This is a genomic window from Nocardia jiangxiensis NBRC 101359 (assembly GCF_000308615.1).
Taxonomy (GTDB): domain Bacteria; phylum Actinomycetota; class Actinomycetes; order Mycobacteriales; family Mycobacteriaceae; genus Nocardia; species Nocardia jiangxiensis.
This window is the reverse complement of record NZ_BAGB01000173.1, coordinates 30,682-47,292: the sequence shown is the minus strand read 5'-3', so window position 1 is coordinate 47,292 and position 16,611 is coordinate 30,682. Positions and strand designations below refer to the sequence as shown.

At 68.5% G+C, this 16,611-nt stretch carries 17 protein-coding genes; 8 read left to right on the top strand and 9 right to left on the bottom strand.

The window, feature by feature from the left end; genetic code table 11:
- Positions 1–110 precede the first annotated feature (110 nt).
- The 3 genes from ON40_RS45680 to ON40_RS45670 form a co-directional block, all read right to left on the bottom strand.
- Positions 111–989 (bottom strand): TIGR03619 family F420-dependent LLM class oxidoreductase, encoded by an 879-nt coding sequence (locus ON40_RS45680; protein ID WP_245568288.1) that lies wholly within the window; start codon positions 987–989, stop codon positions 111–113.
- 302 nt (positions 990–1,291) lie between these two features.
- A complete protein-coding gene (locus ON40_RS45675; protein ID WP_040832334.1) occupies positions 1,292–1,984 on the bottom strand; it encodes an SDR family NAD(P)-dependent oxidoreductase in 693 nt (230 codons plus the stop codon).
- Positions 1,981–2,877 carry an NAD(P)H-binding protein gene (locus tag ON40_RS45670; protein ID WP_040832173.1) on the bottom strand — a complete coding sequence of 299 codons (897 nt, stop codon included), beginning with the start codon at positions 2,875–2,877 and terminating at the stop codon, positions 1,981–1,983. The genes ON40_RS45675 and ON40_RS45670 overlap by 4 nt, the downstream gene beginning before the upstream one ends.
- A 67-nt stretch (positions 2,878–2,944) precedes the next feature.
- Here ON40_RS45670 and ON40_RS45665 point away from each other — a divergent pair, with 67 nt between their 5' ends.
- Positions 2,945–3,754 (top strand): LysR family transcriptional regulator, encoded by an 810-nt coding sequence (locus ON40_RS45665; protein ID WP_040832172.1) that lies wholly within the window; start codon positions 2,945–2,947, stop codon positions 3,752–3,754.
- Positions 3,755–4,041: 287 nt separating this feature from the next.
- Here the strand turns inward: ON40_RS45665 and ON40_RS45660 are convergent, their stop codons facing one another.
- From ON40_RS45660 to ON40_RS45640, 5 genes are all read right to left on the bottom strand, one after another.
- Positions 4,042–4,935, bottom strand: a complete 894-nt coding sequence (locus ON40_RS45660) for a TIGR03621 family F420-dependent LLM class oxidoreductase (protein ID WP_051194588.1) — start codon at positions 4,933–4,935, stop codon at positions 4,042–4,044.
- A 54-nt stretch (positions 4,936–4,989) separates the two neighbouring features.
- Entirely contained in the window at positions 4,990–6,894 is a 1,905-nt protein-coding gene (locus tag ON40_RS45655; protein ID WP_040832171.1) for an FUSC family protein, read from the bottom strand.
- Positions 6,895–6,952: 58 nt separating this feature from the next.
- Entirely contained in the window at positions 6,953–7,270 is a 318-nt protein-coding gene (locus ON40_RS53805; protein WP_040832170.1) for a hypothetical protein, read from the bottom strand.
- Positions 7,271–7,284: 14 nt separating this feature from the next.
- On the bottom strand, positions 7,285–7,716 hold the full coding sequence (locus ON40_RS45645; protein ID WP_218008999.1) for a GlcG/HbpS family heme-binding protein: 432 nt from the start codon (positions 7,714–7,716) through the stop codon (positions 7,285–7,287).
- Between the two features lie 171 nt (positions 7,717–7,887).
- On the bottom strand, positions 7,888–8,544 hold the full coding sequence (locus ON40_RS45640; RefSeq protein WP_218008998.1) for a helix-turn-helix transcriptional regulator: 657 nt from the start codon (positions 8,542–8,544) through the stop codon (positions 7,888–7,890).
- A gap of 177 nt (positions 8,545–8,721) precedes the next feature.
- On the opposite strand from ON40_RS45640, the gene ON40_RS45635 reads away from it, so the two are divergent.
- The 5 genes from ON40_RS45635 (at position 8,722) to ON40_RS45615 (ending at position 14,518) form a co-directional block, all read left to right on the top strand.
- A complete protein-coding gene (locus ON40_RS45635) occupies positions 8,722–9,828 on the top strand; it encodes a zinc-binding dehydrogenase (RefSeq protein ID WP_083896435.1) in 1,107 nt (368 codons plus the stop codon).
- Between the two features lie 160 nt (positions 9,829–9,988).
- A complete protein-coding gene (locus tag ON40_RS45630) occupies positions 9,989–10,276 on the top strand; it encodes a hypothetical protein (RefSeq protein ID WP_040832168.1) in 288 nt (95 codons plus the stop codon).
- Positions 10,277–10,458: 182 nt separating this feature from the next.
- Positions 10,459–11,706, top strand: a complete 1,248-nt coding sequence (locus ON40_RS45625; RefSeq protein WP_040832327.1) for an MFS transporter — start codon at positions 10,459–10,461, stop codon at positions 11,704–11,706.
- A complete protein-coding gene (locus tag ON40_RS45620) occupies positions 11,703–13,088 on the top strand; it encodes an LLM class flavin-dependent oxidoreductase (RefSeq protein WP_040832167.1) in 1,386 nt (461 codons plus the stop codon). The genes ON40_RS45625 and ON40_RS45620 overlap by 4 nt, the downstream gene beginning before the upstream one ends.
- 107 nt (positions 13,089–13,195) lie before the next feature.
- The gene (locus ON40_RS45615) at positions 13,196–14,518 is read left to right on the top strand and encodes a DUF1003 domain-containing protein (RefSeq protein ID WP_157186830.1); all 1,323 of its coding nucleotides are present in this window, start codon (positions 13,196–13,198) and stop codon (positions 14,516–14,518) included.
- Between the two features lie 10 nt (positions 14,519–14,528).
- Here ON40_RS45615 and ON40_RS45610 read toward each other — a convergent pair whose 3' ends face one another.
- Positions 14,529–15,503 carry a helix-turn-helix transcriptional regulator gene (locus tag ON40_RS45610; RefSeq protein ID WP_040832165.1) on the bottom strand — a complete coding sequence of 325 codons (975 nt, stop codon included), beginning with the start codon at positions 15,501–15,503 and terminating at the stop codon, positions 14,529–14,531.
- Positions 15,504–15,564: 61 nt separating this feature from the next.
- Here ON40_RS45610 and ON40_RS45605 point away from each other — a divergent pair, with 61 nt between their 5' ends.
- Positions 15,565–16,140: a DinB family protein gene (locus ON40_RS45605; protein WP_040832164.1), complete on the top strand. Its 576-nt coding sequence runs from the start codon at positions 15,565–15,567 to the stop codon at positions 16,138–16,140.
- Positions 16,137–16,598: a VOC family protein gene (locus tag ON40_RS45600; protein ID WP_040832163.1), complete on the top strand. Its 462-nt coding sequence runs from the start codon at positions 16,137–16,139 to the stop codon at positions 16,596–16,598. Before ON40_RS45605 ends, ON40_RS45600 begins: the two co-directional genes overlap by 4 nt.
- Positions 16,599–16,611 lie beyond the last annotated feature (13 nt).

Below are 16,611 nucleotides of genomic sequence, written 5' to 3'. Positions count from 1 at the left end.
GTATCGCTCTGCGGCGCACTACATTTTGTAGTGGTGCATTGCATTGCGTTGCGGCGCAGAATTTTCAGCTTCGGTGCAGCGCATCTCGCCACCACGCATTTCAGTGTGCGCTAGGCGGGCGTGAAGCATTCGAGCCGGGACAGCGCATCCAGTTGCTCGAGATATTCCGTCAGCGAGCGATGCCGCAGGCGAGGCTGCACGATGGTGGCTCCGGCCGCACCGAGCTCGCCGATCACCTCTTCGGCCCGCTGCGGCGAGGAACTCGGATCGAGCTCCTGGGCGGTGCCCGCCACCACATCGAATTCCGTTGCCGCTGGCTCGCATTCGCGCAATCTGTCACGCAGTTGAGCGGCGGTGACGGCCGCGGGAATCCAGCCGTCGCCGAACCGGGTGGCCCGCCTCAGCGCGGCATCGCTGACACCGCCCACCCAGATCGGCATCCGGTCCTGCATCGCGTACGGATCGACCACCAGATCGGCGAACTGGAAATATTTCCCCTCGAACTCGGGCATCCGCTGCCCGAGAGCGGCGCGCAATGCCGCGATCGACTCGTCCGCACGCCGCCCCCGATCGGTGAACGACGCGCCCAACAGCTCGAATTCCTCCCGCGCCGTGCCCACTCCGACACCCAGCACCACGCGCCCGCCGCTGATGCGATCCAGAGTTCCGTATCGTTTGGCCAGGGCCAGCGGGTGATGGTATCCGAGCACGATCACACTGGTGCACAAGCGAATCCGCGTCGTCCGGGCGGCAACATACGACAACGTTGCCAACGGATCCCAATACCGTGTTCCGCGTCCGCCTTTCAGCATCGTCGACGCGGAACGCTCACCCAGCGCGACATGCTCACTGCAGGTGAGATGATCGAACCCCAGCCGATCACCCACCTCGGCGATGCGTGCGATCTCCTCGATCCCGGCCGTCTGCTCCCACGCGGCCGAACGCCCCGGAATATCCAGCACCACCGGAGTACTGATCCCCATCCGCACCGTCACACCGTCTCCCGTCCGATCACCCGCCGTGGACCGCGCAGGGCACCCACTTGCGCTCGCGCAGGTATTCCGCGCGGCACACGCTACCGCCGTAGGCGCGTGCCGTGACCAGGCCGTCCGGTCAGCGGGACCACGGAGCGACAAGACCGGCGCCGCCCTGCACCCTGTCGAGAGCGACCGCCCACGACCCCCATGGCCGCCGATTCGAGACAGCACCACCACGAACCATGGCCACGCGCCGAACCCATTCCCGATGCGTCTGCGCTAACCCTTGTGGCACAGCAGCATTCGCCGAGCACCTACCACGGCACGGCTTCGTCCCGATAGTTCACGAACCGTAATCCACCCTCGCCCCGGTGACGTTCCAGAGTGTCGGCCACGCCCGGGATGGACTCGTCGATGGTCAACGGGGCGTTTGGGCCGCCGAGCTCGGTCCGCACATGGCCGGGGCACACCAGCAGCAGGGTGTGTGCCGCGTCGGCATAGCGGACGGCGTAACTGCGCATCAGCTGGTTCAACGCGGATTTACTGGCCCGGTAGACGTCCTGGCCGCCGTTGGTGTTCAGGGCGATGCTGCCCTGGCGCGAGGACATGACGCCGATGGTGCCGCTCGGTGCGACCAGTGCGCGCAAGGATTCGACCACGCGCATCGGGCTCAGCGCGTTGGTGAGCATCACCTCGACGAACATCTCCTCGGGCACCTCTCCGATCGGGATGTTCCCCCGCGTCACTGCGGCATTGACGAAAAGCAGGTCGAGAGTGCAACCGGCCAGACGTCTGCGTAGTGCCGAAATCTGTTGCGGCTCGGTAATATCCAGCGTCTCGACGGTGACCCGCCCGCCGGATGCCTCGGCCAGCTCGTGCAGTCCCGTGCGCTGCTCGCCCCGGACCGTGCCGATGACGTTCCAGCCTCGCCGCGCGTACTCCGCGGCCAGCGCCAGGCCCAGACTGCGTGACGCGCCGACGACGAGCGCCGTGCGGTCCTCGCTCATGCCCGTACCGCCGGCGCCAGCACCGAATCGCACCATTCCCGGAAGCTGGTCGGGGTCGTATTCTCCGGAGTCCGGGGGACGCCCTCGTTGAGGCCGTCGTTCACCGCGCGCATCATGTCGAGGTAGCCCTGCACGATCGGCTCCGGGAGCCCATGTCCGGTCAGCGAGTCCCGGAGCTGTTCGAAGCCCTGCCGTTCGTAGCGGATCGGGCGGCCCAGCACCTCGGACATGGTGTGCGCCATATCATTCGGCGACAGGTCCGCCGGGCCGAGCACCGGGACCTCCCCCGTTCCCGTCCAGGAGCGATCGAGCAGCAGGCGCGCGCCGACCGCGCCGATATCGCGGGTGGCGACGGTGGGCAGTCGGTGGTCCGGGTCGACGGTGTCGGTGAACACGCCCTGATCCCGGATCGAATTCACCTGCCGCAGCAGGTTGTCCATGAAGGCGGGGTTCGCCAGCGCGCGATGCGCCACGCCGGTGCCCGCGATCAGGTCGCCCATGGCCAGCGACGCGGTCACGTGCCCGGCCCGGCCCGCAACGGCGGTGCCGCGCCCGAGCGCCGAGACGGTGACGACGTGTCCGACTCCGTGCGCCACGAACGCCTCGGCGGCGGGCCGGGTGAACCCGGTGTACATGGCCTCGAGACTCGGCGCCGGCGAATTCGAGGGAACCAGCCAGAACACCGCATCCGCACCGGCGAAGGCACGGTCCAGCACCTCGCGATCACCGTGCGAACCGGTGACGACCTCGACCCGATCACGGATCTCCTCGGGCAGTCTCCCCGGATCGCGCACGATCACACGAACTTTCTCGCCGCTCGTATCTTGCTGGGCGACAATGATTTCCAGAACTCGGCCACCGATTTTTCCGGTGGGAGTGGTGATGACGATCATGCTTCGAGTCTCGGCATCCCGCGCGAGGAGGTCCAATACCCTTGCCGACAATTGATACCCTGAGGGCATGGATTTCGATCTGCGCAAGCTCCGCTATTTCGTCGCGGTGGCCGAGCAGCGGCACTTCGGCCGAGCGGCCGAGCGGCTGTACATCGCCCAACCGGTGCTCAGTCGCCAGATCAGGGCGTTCGAACAGGAACTCTCGTGCACCCTGCTCGAACGCACCACCCGCAGTGTCGCGCTGACCCCGGCCGGTGAGCAGCTCTACCAGGAGGCGCAGGGGCTGCTCGCGGCCGTCGACGCCGCGGTGCGGCGGGTGCACGACATCGACCGCGGCGTGCAGCGGCTCGTGGTGGCCTTCTCGCCCGGACTCCATGTGTCCGAGGCGATTCGGGCGTTCACCGCGCGTCATCCGGACGTCGAGACCGACCTGATCCCGGTGCGCTGGTGGGAGCCCGACACGCCACTGCGAGACGGCCGCGCCCAGGTCGGCTATCTGCGACGACCGTTCGACGATTCGGGATTGCGCACCATACCCATCGGTCACGAATCCCGCGTCGCCTGTATGCCCGCGACGCACCCGCTCGCTGCGCACGGCGAACTCACCCGCACGGATCTCGACGGCGAACACATGCTCGACGCCACGACGCGCCGTACCGCCTCGCTGGAGCAGAAGTTCGAGCTCATCGCCGCCGGACACGGCATCGCCATCGTCCCGTCGAGCGTCGCGCAGGCCTACTCGCGCGCCGACCTGGTACACCGACCGCTCACCGATGTCCCGCCCGTCCAGACATGTCTGGTCGCTCCCGCGGACCGCCATGAGAAACCGGTCCGCGAATTCATCGACATCGCCACCGCGACGCTCCGGGCGAGCTGACCAGCCGCAACCCGAATCTGTCACCGGTCCGTATTACTGTGGCGGCGTGGGGTTCAGCGATTGCGGACCGGGTGATGTCGTCTATTTCCCGGCGGGGCCGTTCATCGGCATCTGCGGTGTCGTGCACGAGGTGGACGCGCACCGCGCGACACTTCGCCTCGAATTCGGCGAGGGTCTCGCACACCGCGAGGGCGGGGTGCTGCGGGAGCGGCGGCACCGTATGACGGTCGGTTTCGACGAGGTCGAACTCGTCCAGCCGCTCCCCTGCCGACGATTCGGCGTGCGGCTCAGCGCAGTTCGGCGATCACCTCGGCCAGGCCGCTCATCCGGGTCTCGGACACCGAATAGTGCGTGATGGAGTACTCGTCGCGGTAGTGCCGCAGCGTGTCGGCGATATCGCGGGCGGTGCCGTGCAGGACGCCGGGCAGATAGCGGTACTGCTCCTCGGTCAGACCCGGATTGAACCTGCGCACCATGCCCAGATCGGACTCGTGGCCCTGCACCTCGATCGCCTGGACGGTCAGGCCCAGTTCGAGATCGGCGAAACGTTCCCCGGCGGCCTCGCGAACGAACTCCACGCGCCGGGCGAGCGCGGCGACTCCCGCTGCGTCGGAATCGATGTCCGAGCCGACGGGCACCCCGGCCATGGCGACCGTATCGGCGTACTCGGCGGCCACTCGGATCAACCGGTCACCGGCACCGGCCACGAGCACCGGAATCTGGTGCGGCAGCGGCGGCTGATGATCGTTCGCGAACAGCTTGCGGATCTCGATGAGGGACTCGGCCAGGTTCTCGATCCGCTGCCGCCCGCCCGGGAAAGGCAGTCCGGCGACCTCGAATTCGGGCTTGGCGAAATCCGGTCCGGCCCCGATTCCGAAGTCGAACCGTCCGTCGGTGAGCAGGCCCATACTCGCCATGTCCCGGGCCAGCAGGGCGGGGCGGTAGAAGCCGGAGTTGAGCACCATCGTGCCGACCCGCACGCGGCTGGTCGCCTCGGCCATGGTGATCAGCGCCGGGAACGGGGAGACCATGCCGAGATGGTCGGCGACCTGGACCACGTCGAAGCCCAGATCTTCGGCCTGGCGTGCCCGGTCCTGCCACTGACTGCGCGGGCCGGTGGAGGTTATTCCGACCGCGAAACGAAAAGGCCGCGGTGTCAGGTCATTTCGATTATCGTCCACGTCTGCCCACCGTAGTCGCGTGCGAGGGCGAGGGCATCCGATTACTTCCAGGGGTCAGTGTTCGCCGGACAACGCGTACCGCACGCCGCGAACCGCATCGCTCAGCGGACGGCTCTGCTCGTCGGGCGGCTCGGGCACCTCCGGGATGGGCCGACCGGTCCGGATGTCCTCGGCCATCGCATGCACGGTCTCGGCCAATCCCGCGGCAGCCGGTGCCGGCGCACCGTGTGCGGTGCGCGCGACCGTGGCGGTGGCGACATCCAGTGCTCGTTCCGCGGCGATGACCGCGGGCCACCAGGCCAGCATGCGACGACTCACCGCCGCGGGTTCGGCGATCGCGCGCTGGAACGAGGTGCGCAGATCCCCGAGGCGGTCGTAGGCCGCGCGGCGCAGCTGCGGCAGATTCGCCTCCTCGGAACCGAAAGCGCCGCCGAAGTATTCGGCGATCGCGTCGAGCGCGTCGGCAAGCCGGGGCCGCACCGGCGCCTGCCAGCTTCCGGGCCACGGCAGATATCCCAGGATCAACACGATCGCGCAGCCGACGACCGCGTCGAGCAGCCGGATCTCGGCCAATTTCCAGCCGATGTGCGCGGGCAGATCGATGAACAGGATCACCAGCGGCGTCTGGAACGTCGAGAACAGTCCCCAGTTCCGGCGTTTGCCGTACGGCATCGCGAAGGCCAGCAGTGCGATCGGAATCAGCAGCCACGGCCCGTCCGAGGCGATGGCCAGCAGCGCGGCGCCGATCACCGCGCCGACGATGGTGCCCAGCCCACGTTGCAGCGCACGCGCGAACACCGACCCGAAGTCGGGCTTGAGCACCACTGCCACGGTCAACATCACCCAGTACGACCGTTGCAGCGAGAACAACTCGCTCACCACGCCCGCCACCGCCATGCACACCGACAGCCGCAGCGCGAACAAACGCAACAGGCGACCGGTCCGCATCTGCGCCAGCACCGCGCGCACCGGCCGCCGTGGTCGCGCACCGGTCGAGGACTGCACCTGTTCGCTCAGGTAGTCGCCGTCGACCAGTTCCATCGCACCGGCCAGCGCCGAACGCAGCGCACGGCGCGCCGGGGTCGCCGCACTCTGCGCGTCGGGCATCGGCGTGGCGGTGTGCGGCTCACCGAGAACCGCCGCGGCGATCTGCTCGGCATACCGCGCCGATTTCGGGGCCGCGTCGATACTCTCCAGGTCCAGTGCCACGCCCGCATCGCGCACCACACTCGACTGATTCAGCAGCGCAACGAGTCTGGTGCGTTCACGCTGGGAACCCGGCGACCATGAGCGCGCGGCGAGGATGGCTTCGTAGGCGGTGCGTCGTGCCTGGCCGAACCTCGCGGCAGTGTCCGCGTTCGGGGTGCGCAGGAAATCCGCCAGTGCGCGATAGGTCGCGGCGACGCCTTCGCGTTCGGGGAGCGTCGGATGCATCGGCCAGATCAGCAGGACCAGCAGAATCGTCCAGCAGGCTCCGGCGACGAACATCGCGGCATTGCGCCACGGCGCTCCGGCCAGCGGCATCCCGGTCGCCACCACCGAGGTGACCAGCAGGTTCAGCCCGGCGACCGAACCGGTACCGCCCACCCCGCTCAACAGCGCGGCCACCAGCGACAATGCCGTGATGCCCAGCACCGTCCACCAGCCCAGCCCGCGGATGTAGCCGCCCGCGAGAAATCCGGCCGCACCGGCCACCGCCACCACCGCGAACCGCAGCGACCGCGCCCGATACGAGCCGCCCTGATCGGCCGCCACCGCGGTGAGCGCGCCCATCGCGGGCAACGTCCCGTCGATCAGCCGCCCCGCGGCGACCGCGACCGCCAACGGCGTCACCACCGCGATCAGGCACAACGTCATCCGGCCCCAGGGCGGCGTCGCGGGCGCCGGCCGCACCACCTCGACCAGCCAGCCGGGCGCGAGGTCCGCGATCGCCCGACGCGAGGCCCATTGCCTGCCCATACCTGCATCCTCGCCCTCGGGAACCGGAAACCGCACAGCATCGCAACGATAACCAACTTCACCCCGGTTTCCGGCGAGAACGACGCGCATCCCAGCAACCGACCAGCACAACGATTCGGTCGGACTCCGGGTGGCCACCGGCGCCGTGGAAGAGGACGAGTTCGGGCCCCTGGCCGCGCAGGAACTGCGGAATCCGATCGATCTGGCGACCATGCGGCCGTCCGGCTACGACGCGGTCTTCTACCCGGGTGGGCACGGTCCGATGCGGGATCTGGCGGCGAACGCCGATTCCGCGCGCGTACTCACCGAGACGCCGCAACCTGTACACCGGACAGAATCCGGCCTCATCGCAGCCGCTCGCGGACGAAATACTCACCGCCCTGGGATGATTCAGCGCTGGCGGTCCTCCTGCCAGCGTTGCACCGCCGTCTGCACGGCCTCTTCGTCCTCGACGGCGTGGGCGCCGGACGCGCCCGCGGCGCCCAGCACGACGTCGCCGTCGGTGATCAGGACCCCGCCCGCCCACGGGACGAAGTCGCCGCCGTAGAGGTGCTGGATACTGTCGACGATGCTGCCGGGCAGGTCGATCCGGCCGGAGGACCGCAGCGCCTGCAACGCGGTTCGCGCCTTGGCCACCGCGATCCGGCTGGTCATGGGCATGCCGCCGTCACCGCGCCGCAGGACGACCACCTCACCGGTGACATCCAGGACGGCGACCGCGAGCGGCGGGAAACCCCGCTCCGCGCCGACCGCCAGCGCGGTGTTCACCAGATGGTCGGCCTCGGCCAGCGTGAGCCCGGGAAGGCGTGGAGTATTCGACACGACGCAAAAGTACACCGGCGGTCTGCCGGGCCGTCCCTACCTGCGGTGCAGGGCAACGATATTCGCCTCCGGCGGCTCCGCCTCACCGATCGGGTACTCGCCCCTCCCGCGGATCGTGGACCGAGGCGGAGGTCGCCGCACGCGACATGGGCAACGGCGCAAGCCGCCCGATCACTCGGTGGTCCCTCCGGTTCGGTAGCGGCCCGGGGTGGTACCGACGACGCCGGTGAAGGCCGCGATGAAGCCGCTGGGGTTGGCCCATCCGCACGCGTGGGCCACATAGGTGATGTCGTGGCCGTCGGCGAGCAGGACCAGGGCGTGATGAATGCGCACCTGGGTCCGCCACTCGTAGAAGGTCATGCCGAGCTCGTTGCGGAACAGGCGGCTGAGCGTCCGGGCTCCGGCACCGACCGCGCGGCCGAGTTCGGCCAATGACGAGTTGTCCGAGGGGGTTTCGTACAGCAGTCGCGCGACGGCACGCAATCTGTCGTCCAGCGGTTCGGGCAGTTGCAGCGGTTGTTCGCGGGCCTCGCGCAGTTCGTCGACCAGGACTCGATGCAGCCGGGTGCGAGCGGCACGATCGTACTCGCGAGGACCGGTCAGACTCAGCACGACCTCACGAGCCAGACCGGACGCGGTGAAGACGACGGGTCGTTCGGGCAGGATCCGCGCCAGCGACGGCGACAGGAACACGATCCGCATGTCGGTGTCCCCGTGCGCCCGGTGCCGATGCGTGAATCCGGCTGGGGTCCAGGCGATCCGGTTGGCCGGAACGATCGACGTGCCACGTTCGGTGCGCACCGACAGCACGCCGCGGGCCGCGTACACCAGGTGTCCGCGACGATGGGAATGCAGCGAGCTCGTCGCCCCGGTCGGCCACAGATGCACCCCGCCGGAGGGCCACAACCGCGATGTGGCACCCGTTGAGGAAGGCTGGCGGGCTACGGGCACAACCTGGCATTCTATCGGTGGGCAGCCACACCGTCACTGCACGACAGTGGGCCTATGCACGACAACCTTCGAACGAACGCCACTCACCCGGAGCCCGGGAACAGAACCACGATGCGGGCGGCGGTCTGCGTCGGCGCGGGAGGCCCGGACGTACTCGAGATCCACGACCTGCCGATTCCGACGATCCGTCCGGGCTGGACCCTGGTCCGAGTGCGCGGCGCGGGCTTGAACCGGTCCGAACTCAGAACCCGCCAGGGCCACTCCCCCAGCGTCACCTTCCCGCGAGTGCTGGGCATCGAATGCGTGGGCACCGTGGCGGTCTCGACCGATCCGGCGCTGCCCGAGGGGACCACCGTCGCGGCGGTGATGGGCGAGATGGGACGCGAATTCGACGGTGGCTACGCACAATACGCGTTGCTGCCCGATGCGCTGCTGATGCCGGTCGACACCACACTGCCCTGGAACGTCCTGGCTGCCCTGCCCGAGACCTACCTCACCGCACAGGGTGCACTCGACGCGGCCGGGCTCACGCCGGGCGCCAGCAGCCGGTTGCTGATCCGCATCCGCGGCGGAACCTCCTCGGTCGGGCTGGCCGCGGTGTCGATCGCCGCCGGTTACGGCGCCCGGATCGCGGCCACGACCCGGCGACGCGACCGAATCGACGCACTCGTCGCGGCGGGCGTCCAGCACGTCCTGGTCGATGAGGGCGCATCGCTCGCCGACGCCGTGCACACCGTCTGGCCCGACGGCCCCGATCACGTACTGGATCTGGTGGGAGCCGCCACCGCGGTGGACTCGCTACGACTGGTACGCCGCGGCGGGACGGTCTGCGTCGCAGGCTCCTTGAGCGGCTGGACGCTCCACGACTTCGAACCGATCGCGATGATCCCGTCCGGCACCAAGCTCACTACCTTTCACAGCAACGACTTTCGAGGCCGTGCGGGCAGAGACGTTCTGCAACGGATCATCCACCAAGTGGAGTCGGGGCTCTATCGCCCCACCGTGGACCGTGTCGTGGGTCTCGACGAGCTCTCCGCGACCCACCGATACATGGAGGACAACGCGGCCGTCGGCAAAGTAGTGCTGCTGCCCTGGCCCGCGGATCGGCTACGGAGAGAGTCCGCGCACATGATAGGTGCCGGTGCGGCCGAGCGGCACTGAACATCCGCTGCCGAACCACCCACCGCTGCGGCCCTTGTGCTGCCACTACCAGCGTTGCAGGGCAACGACGTTCGATCAGGTGGCATTCAATCACGCTCTGCCACTAAGATTCTCACGACAGTTATCGGGCAAGCTCCACGATTGCGAAAAGAGCCTCGTCATGATTCTCGTGGCCCTTCACCTTCACGAAGCCGTTCTCGCGCAGGTCGGCAACCCCACCCCCGAGACACCGCCCGCGGCGGACAAATTGATGAAGCTCGTGCGGTACTTCACCTGGTTCGTCATCATGTCCGGGATCCTCGCAATCGTCTACGCCGGAGGCCATTTCGCCTGGGAGAAGTGGACCGGCGGCGGCTCCCAGTCACCGAAGATGGTGGCGGGAGCCATGATCGGCGGACTGGTCGCGACCAGCGCGGGAACGATCATGAACGCCGTCATCGGGACGTAGCCGCAGCCCGATCGCCGTCCGGTCGCGACGGCGGTGAACGACAACGCCACCGCGGTTCGGATCACGCCGATGGCAAACCTTACGCACCTCGTCGGAGCGGCCTAGCCTGCCCGACTGTGGTTACTCTCGACCGGACACCGAGCGGTACCGGCGTCCGGGCCCGCACGGTCGCCGTGGGCAGCATGATCGGCACCACCATCGAGTGGTACGACTTCTACCTGTACGCCACCGCGTCCGCGCTGGTGTTCAAACCGCTGTTCTTCCCGAACGTCTCGTCCACGGCGGGCACGCTGGCCTCGTTCGCCACGTACGCGGCCGGATTCGGGGCCCGGCCGATCGGCGCGGTCGTCTCCGGACATCTCGGGGATCGACTGGGCCGCAAGACCGTCCTGGTCGGCGCGTTACTGCTGATGGGAGTTGCCACCGCCGCGATCGGCGTACTGCCGACCTATGCGCAGGCGGGTGTGGCCGCCCCGGCGCTGCTGGCGGCGTTGCGGCTGATCCAAGGTCTGGCCGTCGGCGCGGAATGGGGTGGCGCGGCGCTGCTTTCGGTCGAGCACGCCCCGCCCGGTCGGCGCGGGCTGTTCGGCAGTTTCACCCAACTCGGTTCACCGGCCGGAATGCTGCTGGCGACCGGCGTTTTCGCCGGGACCCGGATCGGCCTGGGATCGCGGGCGTTCCTCGATTACGGCTGGCGAATCCCGTTCCTGCTCAGCATCATCCTGGTGGTGATCGGTCTGCTGGTGCGATTGCGCCTCACCGACGCAGAGGTGTTCGAACGCCTGCGCCGCGACGGCGCGCAGGCCAGACTCCCGGTCATCGAGGTGTTGCGCACCCAACCACGAAATGTGCTGCTCACCACGGGACTTCGACTGTCCCAGATCGCCTTGTTCGTCCTGCTGACCACCTACTCGCTGACCTACCTGGACACCGTCTTCGGCAAGGGCAGTCAGGTCGGTCTGATCGCGGTGCTGATCTCCTCTGCGCTGGGTTTCCTGAGCACCCCCGGGTGGGCGCTGCTGTCGGATCGGGTGGGCCGTCGTCCGCTGTATCTGTTCGGCGCGGGAGCGGGGGTTTTCGCGCTGGCATTGTTCTTCGTGGCCGCCGCGACCGGTTCGGCGATCGCCGTGGTACTGGCGATCGTGGTGGGAGTCAACATCGTTCACGATTCCATGTACGGTCCACAGGCCGCGTGGTTCGCCGAACTGTTCGACGTCCGGGTGCGCTACAGCGGCGCATCACTGGGATATCAGATCGGCGCGGTGCTCTCGGGCGGATTCGCGCCGCTCATCGCGGCCGCACTGCTGTCCATCGGCGGCGGCCGGCCGTGGCTGATCGTGGTGTATTTCGCTGTGCTGGCGGCGATCACGTTCGTCTCGGCGCACGTCGCGCGGGACACCTACCGCGATGATCTCGGGGAGCACGTATGAGTCGGATCCATCTCAACGCCTTCGACATGGCCTGTGTCGGACATCAATCGGCGGGCCTGTGGCGGCACCCCGACGATCAGGGCCACCGCTATCGCGAACTGGACTATTGGACCGAACTGGCCCGCACCCTGGAGGACGGCGGTTTCGACGCGCTGTTCCTGGCCGACATCCTGGGCGTGTACGACGTCTACGGCGGCTCCCGGGACGCGGCGATCACCGATGCGGCGCAGTTCCCGGTCAACGATCCGAGCCTGGCGATCTCGGCCATGGCCGCGGTGACGCGCACGCTGGGCTTCGGCGTCACCCTCTCGCTGACCTACGAGCAGCCGTACGCACTCGCGCGCAGACTCTCGACGCTGGACCATCTCACCGGCGGCCGGGTCGCCTGGAATATCGTGACCTCCTATCTGGACAGCGCCGCACGCAATCTCGGGCTCGGCACGCAGATTCCACACGATCAGCGTTACGAGATCGCCGAGGAGTATCTCGAGGTCTGCTACAAGCTGTGGGAGGGGTCGTGGGAATCCGATGCGGTCGTGCGCGATCGCGAGCGCGGGGTGTTCGTCGATCCGGCTAAGGTGCACGACATCGACCACAGCGGACGGTATTTCACCGTGCCGGGCCCGTTCCTGTGTGAGCCGTCCGCGCAGCGCACGCCCGTGCTGTTCCAGGCGGGAGCCTCGCCGCGCGGTGTGCGGTTCGCCGCCGCACATGCCGAGGCGGTGTTCGTCTCGGGTCCGACCCCGCAGGTCGTGCGCGGACCGGTGCGCGCATTGCGTGCCGCCGCAGCCGAATTCGGCCGCGATCCACGTTCGATCAAGGTCTTCACCATGGTCACCCCGATCGTCGCCGAGACGCACGAGCGGGCCGTGGCGAAACTCGCCGAGTACCGGAAACTGGTGAGCACGAGCGGCGCGTTCGCCCTGTTCGGCGGCTGGACCGGGGTGGATCTGGCCGGACTCGATCCCGACGAACCGTTGCGCTACACCGATACCGACGCCAACCGGTCCGCACTCGCGTCCTTCACCACCGCCGACCCGGACCGCACCTGGACCCCGCGCCTGCTCGCCGAGGAGATCGGGTTGGGCGGTCGCGGGCCGCTCCTGGTCGGCGACCCGGGAGAGGTCGCCGACGAGCTGGAACGCTGGATCGCCGAGGCCGACGTGGACGGCTTCAACATCGCGTACGTCACCACTCCGGGCACCTTCGCCGATTTCGGCCGTCTCGTGGTCCCCGAACTGCGCCGCCGCGGCCGAGTCCCCGACCACCCCGAACTCGGCACTCTGCGCGAACGACTCGGCGGCGCGGGATCGCATCTCGCAGCGGACCATCCGGGCGCGACCTACCGCCACATTCGCGCCACGTCACCGACATCCGCCTGATCCGCGATATCGACTCGCGATCGCCGAGCAGTTCGACCCCCTCCCGCTGCGGGGATATACCGTTGTCGCATAGCCGATCCGGTTTCGCATCCGAGGAGACTGAACTGTTGAACAGCGCCGAACCAATGCCCGACCAGCAGCGATCCCCCGTGCTGATGGCCGACGAACGGATCGGCGTGAACGATGCCGTGGCGGCCGCGGTGACCCGTTCGGTGGGCTCGATGCCCACCTTGTACCTGGTGCTGGTGGCGTTCACCGTGTACGCCGCGCTGGCGACCTGGTGGCCGCCGCTGCATCGGGCGGATCCGTATCCGTTCCCGTTCCTGCTGTTCCTGAACAATGTCGCGCAACTCGTGCTGTGCCTGGTCATCCTGGTGGGCCAGCGCGTCCTGAGCGCCGCGGCGGACCGCCGCTCGGTGCAGACCTACGAGAACACGGAGATGGTGTTCCAGCAGGTCGTGGATCTGCAGGCGCATCTGGACCGGCAGGATCGGGAGTTGAGCCGCGGGCTGAGCCTGCTCGAGTCGAGTCCGCATCCGTGGATCGAACAGCACCGGGTGCAGGATCCGCCGCAGGCCGCCGATCAGGCGGTCACCTTCAACGACCGGATCGCGGCGTGGCTGACCACCCGGCTGGGCAGCGTATGGGCGTTCTACCTGGCGGCCGGAACGCAGATTCTGTGGATCGTGCTGGCGCAGACCGGGGTTCAGCGGTTCGATCGATATCCGTTCCTGTTCATGACGTTTCTGTCCTCGCTGGCTCAGCTGGTGTTCATGATCGTGATCATGGTCGGCCAGGATGTGCTGGGACGCACCGGAGATCGCCGCTCGGAGCAGACCTTCCTGGACGCCCAGGCGGTATTGCACGAATGCCGCCGGATGAAGCAGCGGTTCATCGCGCAGGACCGGGTGATCGACAGTCTCACCGGATATGTCACCGGTCAGGTCACCGAGCGGCTGGCGCAGGCGATGCACGATACGAGCGAACGCGTGGCACATCAGGCCCGGGTGCACGAGGCCATGACCACCGGTCGGGTCCCGGCCGAGGCCGATGTGCTGCGCCCGTGGGCGGAGCTGGCCGACCGCAAGCGTGCGGCGAGCCGGTTGCAGGCCCGCCGCATCGGCGAGAACCTCGCCTCGATCGGCTGTTTCATGGTGCCCGCCTTCGATCGCGAGCTGGCGGCACAACTCGACGACGCCGAGGTGCGCAGACTGGCCGAACTCGAATACGGCCACTGGATGCAGGATCGGATCACCGCGCGGTTCACGAATCTGTCCGAATGGCACGACCGGGACGATGCGCTGCCGCTGCCCTGGGACGAATTGCCCGACGCCGCACAGCTTCAGCATCTGCGCGCGGCCCGGCGTATTCCGATCGTGGTGGAGCAGGCGGGTTTTCAGGTGTTGCGCGCCGCGCCTGCCGCGGGATGACCGGCACTACTCAGGATTCGGCCGCACCGGCGGCCACGAGCCGGTCCGCGAGGACGCGGCAGCGCTGTGCGAGTTCGGGCGGGTCGAGCACGGTGAACTCGTGCCCGAGCAGCAGAACGTGCAGCAGGACAAGGTCCAGATCGTCCGCGCCGCTGAGGATTTCGCAGCTCCCGTCCTCGCGCGGGCGCACGACCGCGGCCTGTCCGGGGATCTGCGTGCGCACCGTGTCGGCCGGTGCCCGCACGAGCAGGTGGGCCCGGTGCGGATACGCCCGCACCGCGACCCCCTCCTGCACGTACGACGCCGCGGGCGGCATCTCGCGCGGCCGGAAACGCCACGTCCGCGCGGCGACCTCGGTCATCCGGTCCACCCGGAAGCTGCGCCAGTCGTCCCGGTCGAGGTCGTAGGCCAGCAGATACCAGCGCTGGTCGGAGGCGACCAGGCGATAGGGTTCGACGCGCCGCCGATCCGGCGGGGTGGAGGACGGGTAGCCGAATCCCGCCTCGACCTCGTCCCGGCACGCGCGGGCCAGGGTCATCAGCACCCGCGGATCGACCGGCGCGCGGCCTCCGCCGAAGGATTCCACCGCACCGGCCAGTGCGGCCACCTCGTGCCGCAGGCGGGTGGGCAGCACCCGGTCGAGTTTGGCCAGCGCCCGCAGTCCCGCGTCGCCGTTGCCGGTGATCGCGCCGCCCGCACCGACGAGCAGGGCGACCGCGGTGGCGATGGCCTCCTCGTCGTCGAGCAGCAGCGGCGGCAGGTCCGGGCCGGGGCCCAGGCGGTAGCCGCCGCCGATACCGTGCCCGGAATGGACGGTGTAGCCGAGTGTGCGCAGCCGTTCGACGTCGCGCCGCACCGTGCGCGAAGTGACCCCGAGCCGGTCGGCCAGTTCCGGACCGGTCCAGATCTGACGCTGCTGCAACAGCCCGAGCAGGGTCAGCACCCGTTCGGTGGTACCTCGCCCGTCATCATCGACCGTATCCATATCCTCAGACTGCCAAAGGCTGCGGACCGTTCCTGTCCGCAGGTCGTGTCAGGGTGTGCCCATGACCACAGACCGACTCGATTGGAACCGTGTACTGCGCGAGCAGTGTGAATACCACTGGGAGAACCAGGTGCGCCCGCGCCTGGCCGGGCTGACCGACCAGGAGTACTTCTGGTCGCCGGTGCCCGATCCGTGGAACGTTCATCCGCGCGGCCACTCCAACGCCGCCATCCAGGGCGGCTCGGGAGAGTTCACCATCGATTTCGCCTACCCCGAACCTGATCCGGTGCCGTTCACCACGATCGCCTGGCGGCTGGGCCATGTCATCGTCGGCGTCCTGGCCATGCGCAACGCGGCGCATTTCGGCACGCCCGCAACCGATTACAACACCTGGGACTACGCCGGCGACGCGGCCACCGCGCTCGAACAGCTCGAAACCCAACTCGGTATCTGGCTGACCGGGGTGCGCGGCCTCGACGAGGACGCCTTGCGGACCCCGGTCGGCGAGAAGGAGCCCTTCCCGAAAGAACCGATGGCCACCCTGGTCCTGCACATCCACCGGGAGTTCATCCACCACATGGCCGAGGTCTGCCTACTGCGCGACCTCTACCTGCACACCGAGGGCGCGACCCGATGAGCCGCGAGATCCAGATCACCGTCGACGCGCACAACCCGCGCGCACTGTCCGGCTTCTGGCGCGAGGCGCTGGGCTACATCCACCCGGGCCCGCCCGGGGTCACCCTGGCCGCCGGAGCCGACCCGCTCGCCGCCTGGGACGAGTTCCTCGCGGGCCTGGGCATCCCCGAGGACCAGCGCAACACCAGATCCGCCCTCGAGGATCCCGACGGCCGCGGCCCACGCATGTTCTTCCAGCAGGTGCCCGAGGACAAGATCACCAAGAACCGCCTGCACCTGGACCTGCGCGCCGCCCCCGGCCTGCGGGGCCCGGACCGTATGACGGCCCTGGAAGCCGAATGCGACCGCCTCGTCGCACTCGGCGCCACCCGGCTACAACGCCACGATCCCGCTCCCCCGATGTCCGCAGGACACATCGTCATGGCCGACCCGGAGGGCAACGAGTTCTGCCTGGATTGACAGCCCCCGGTTG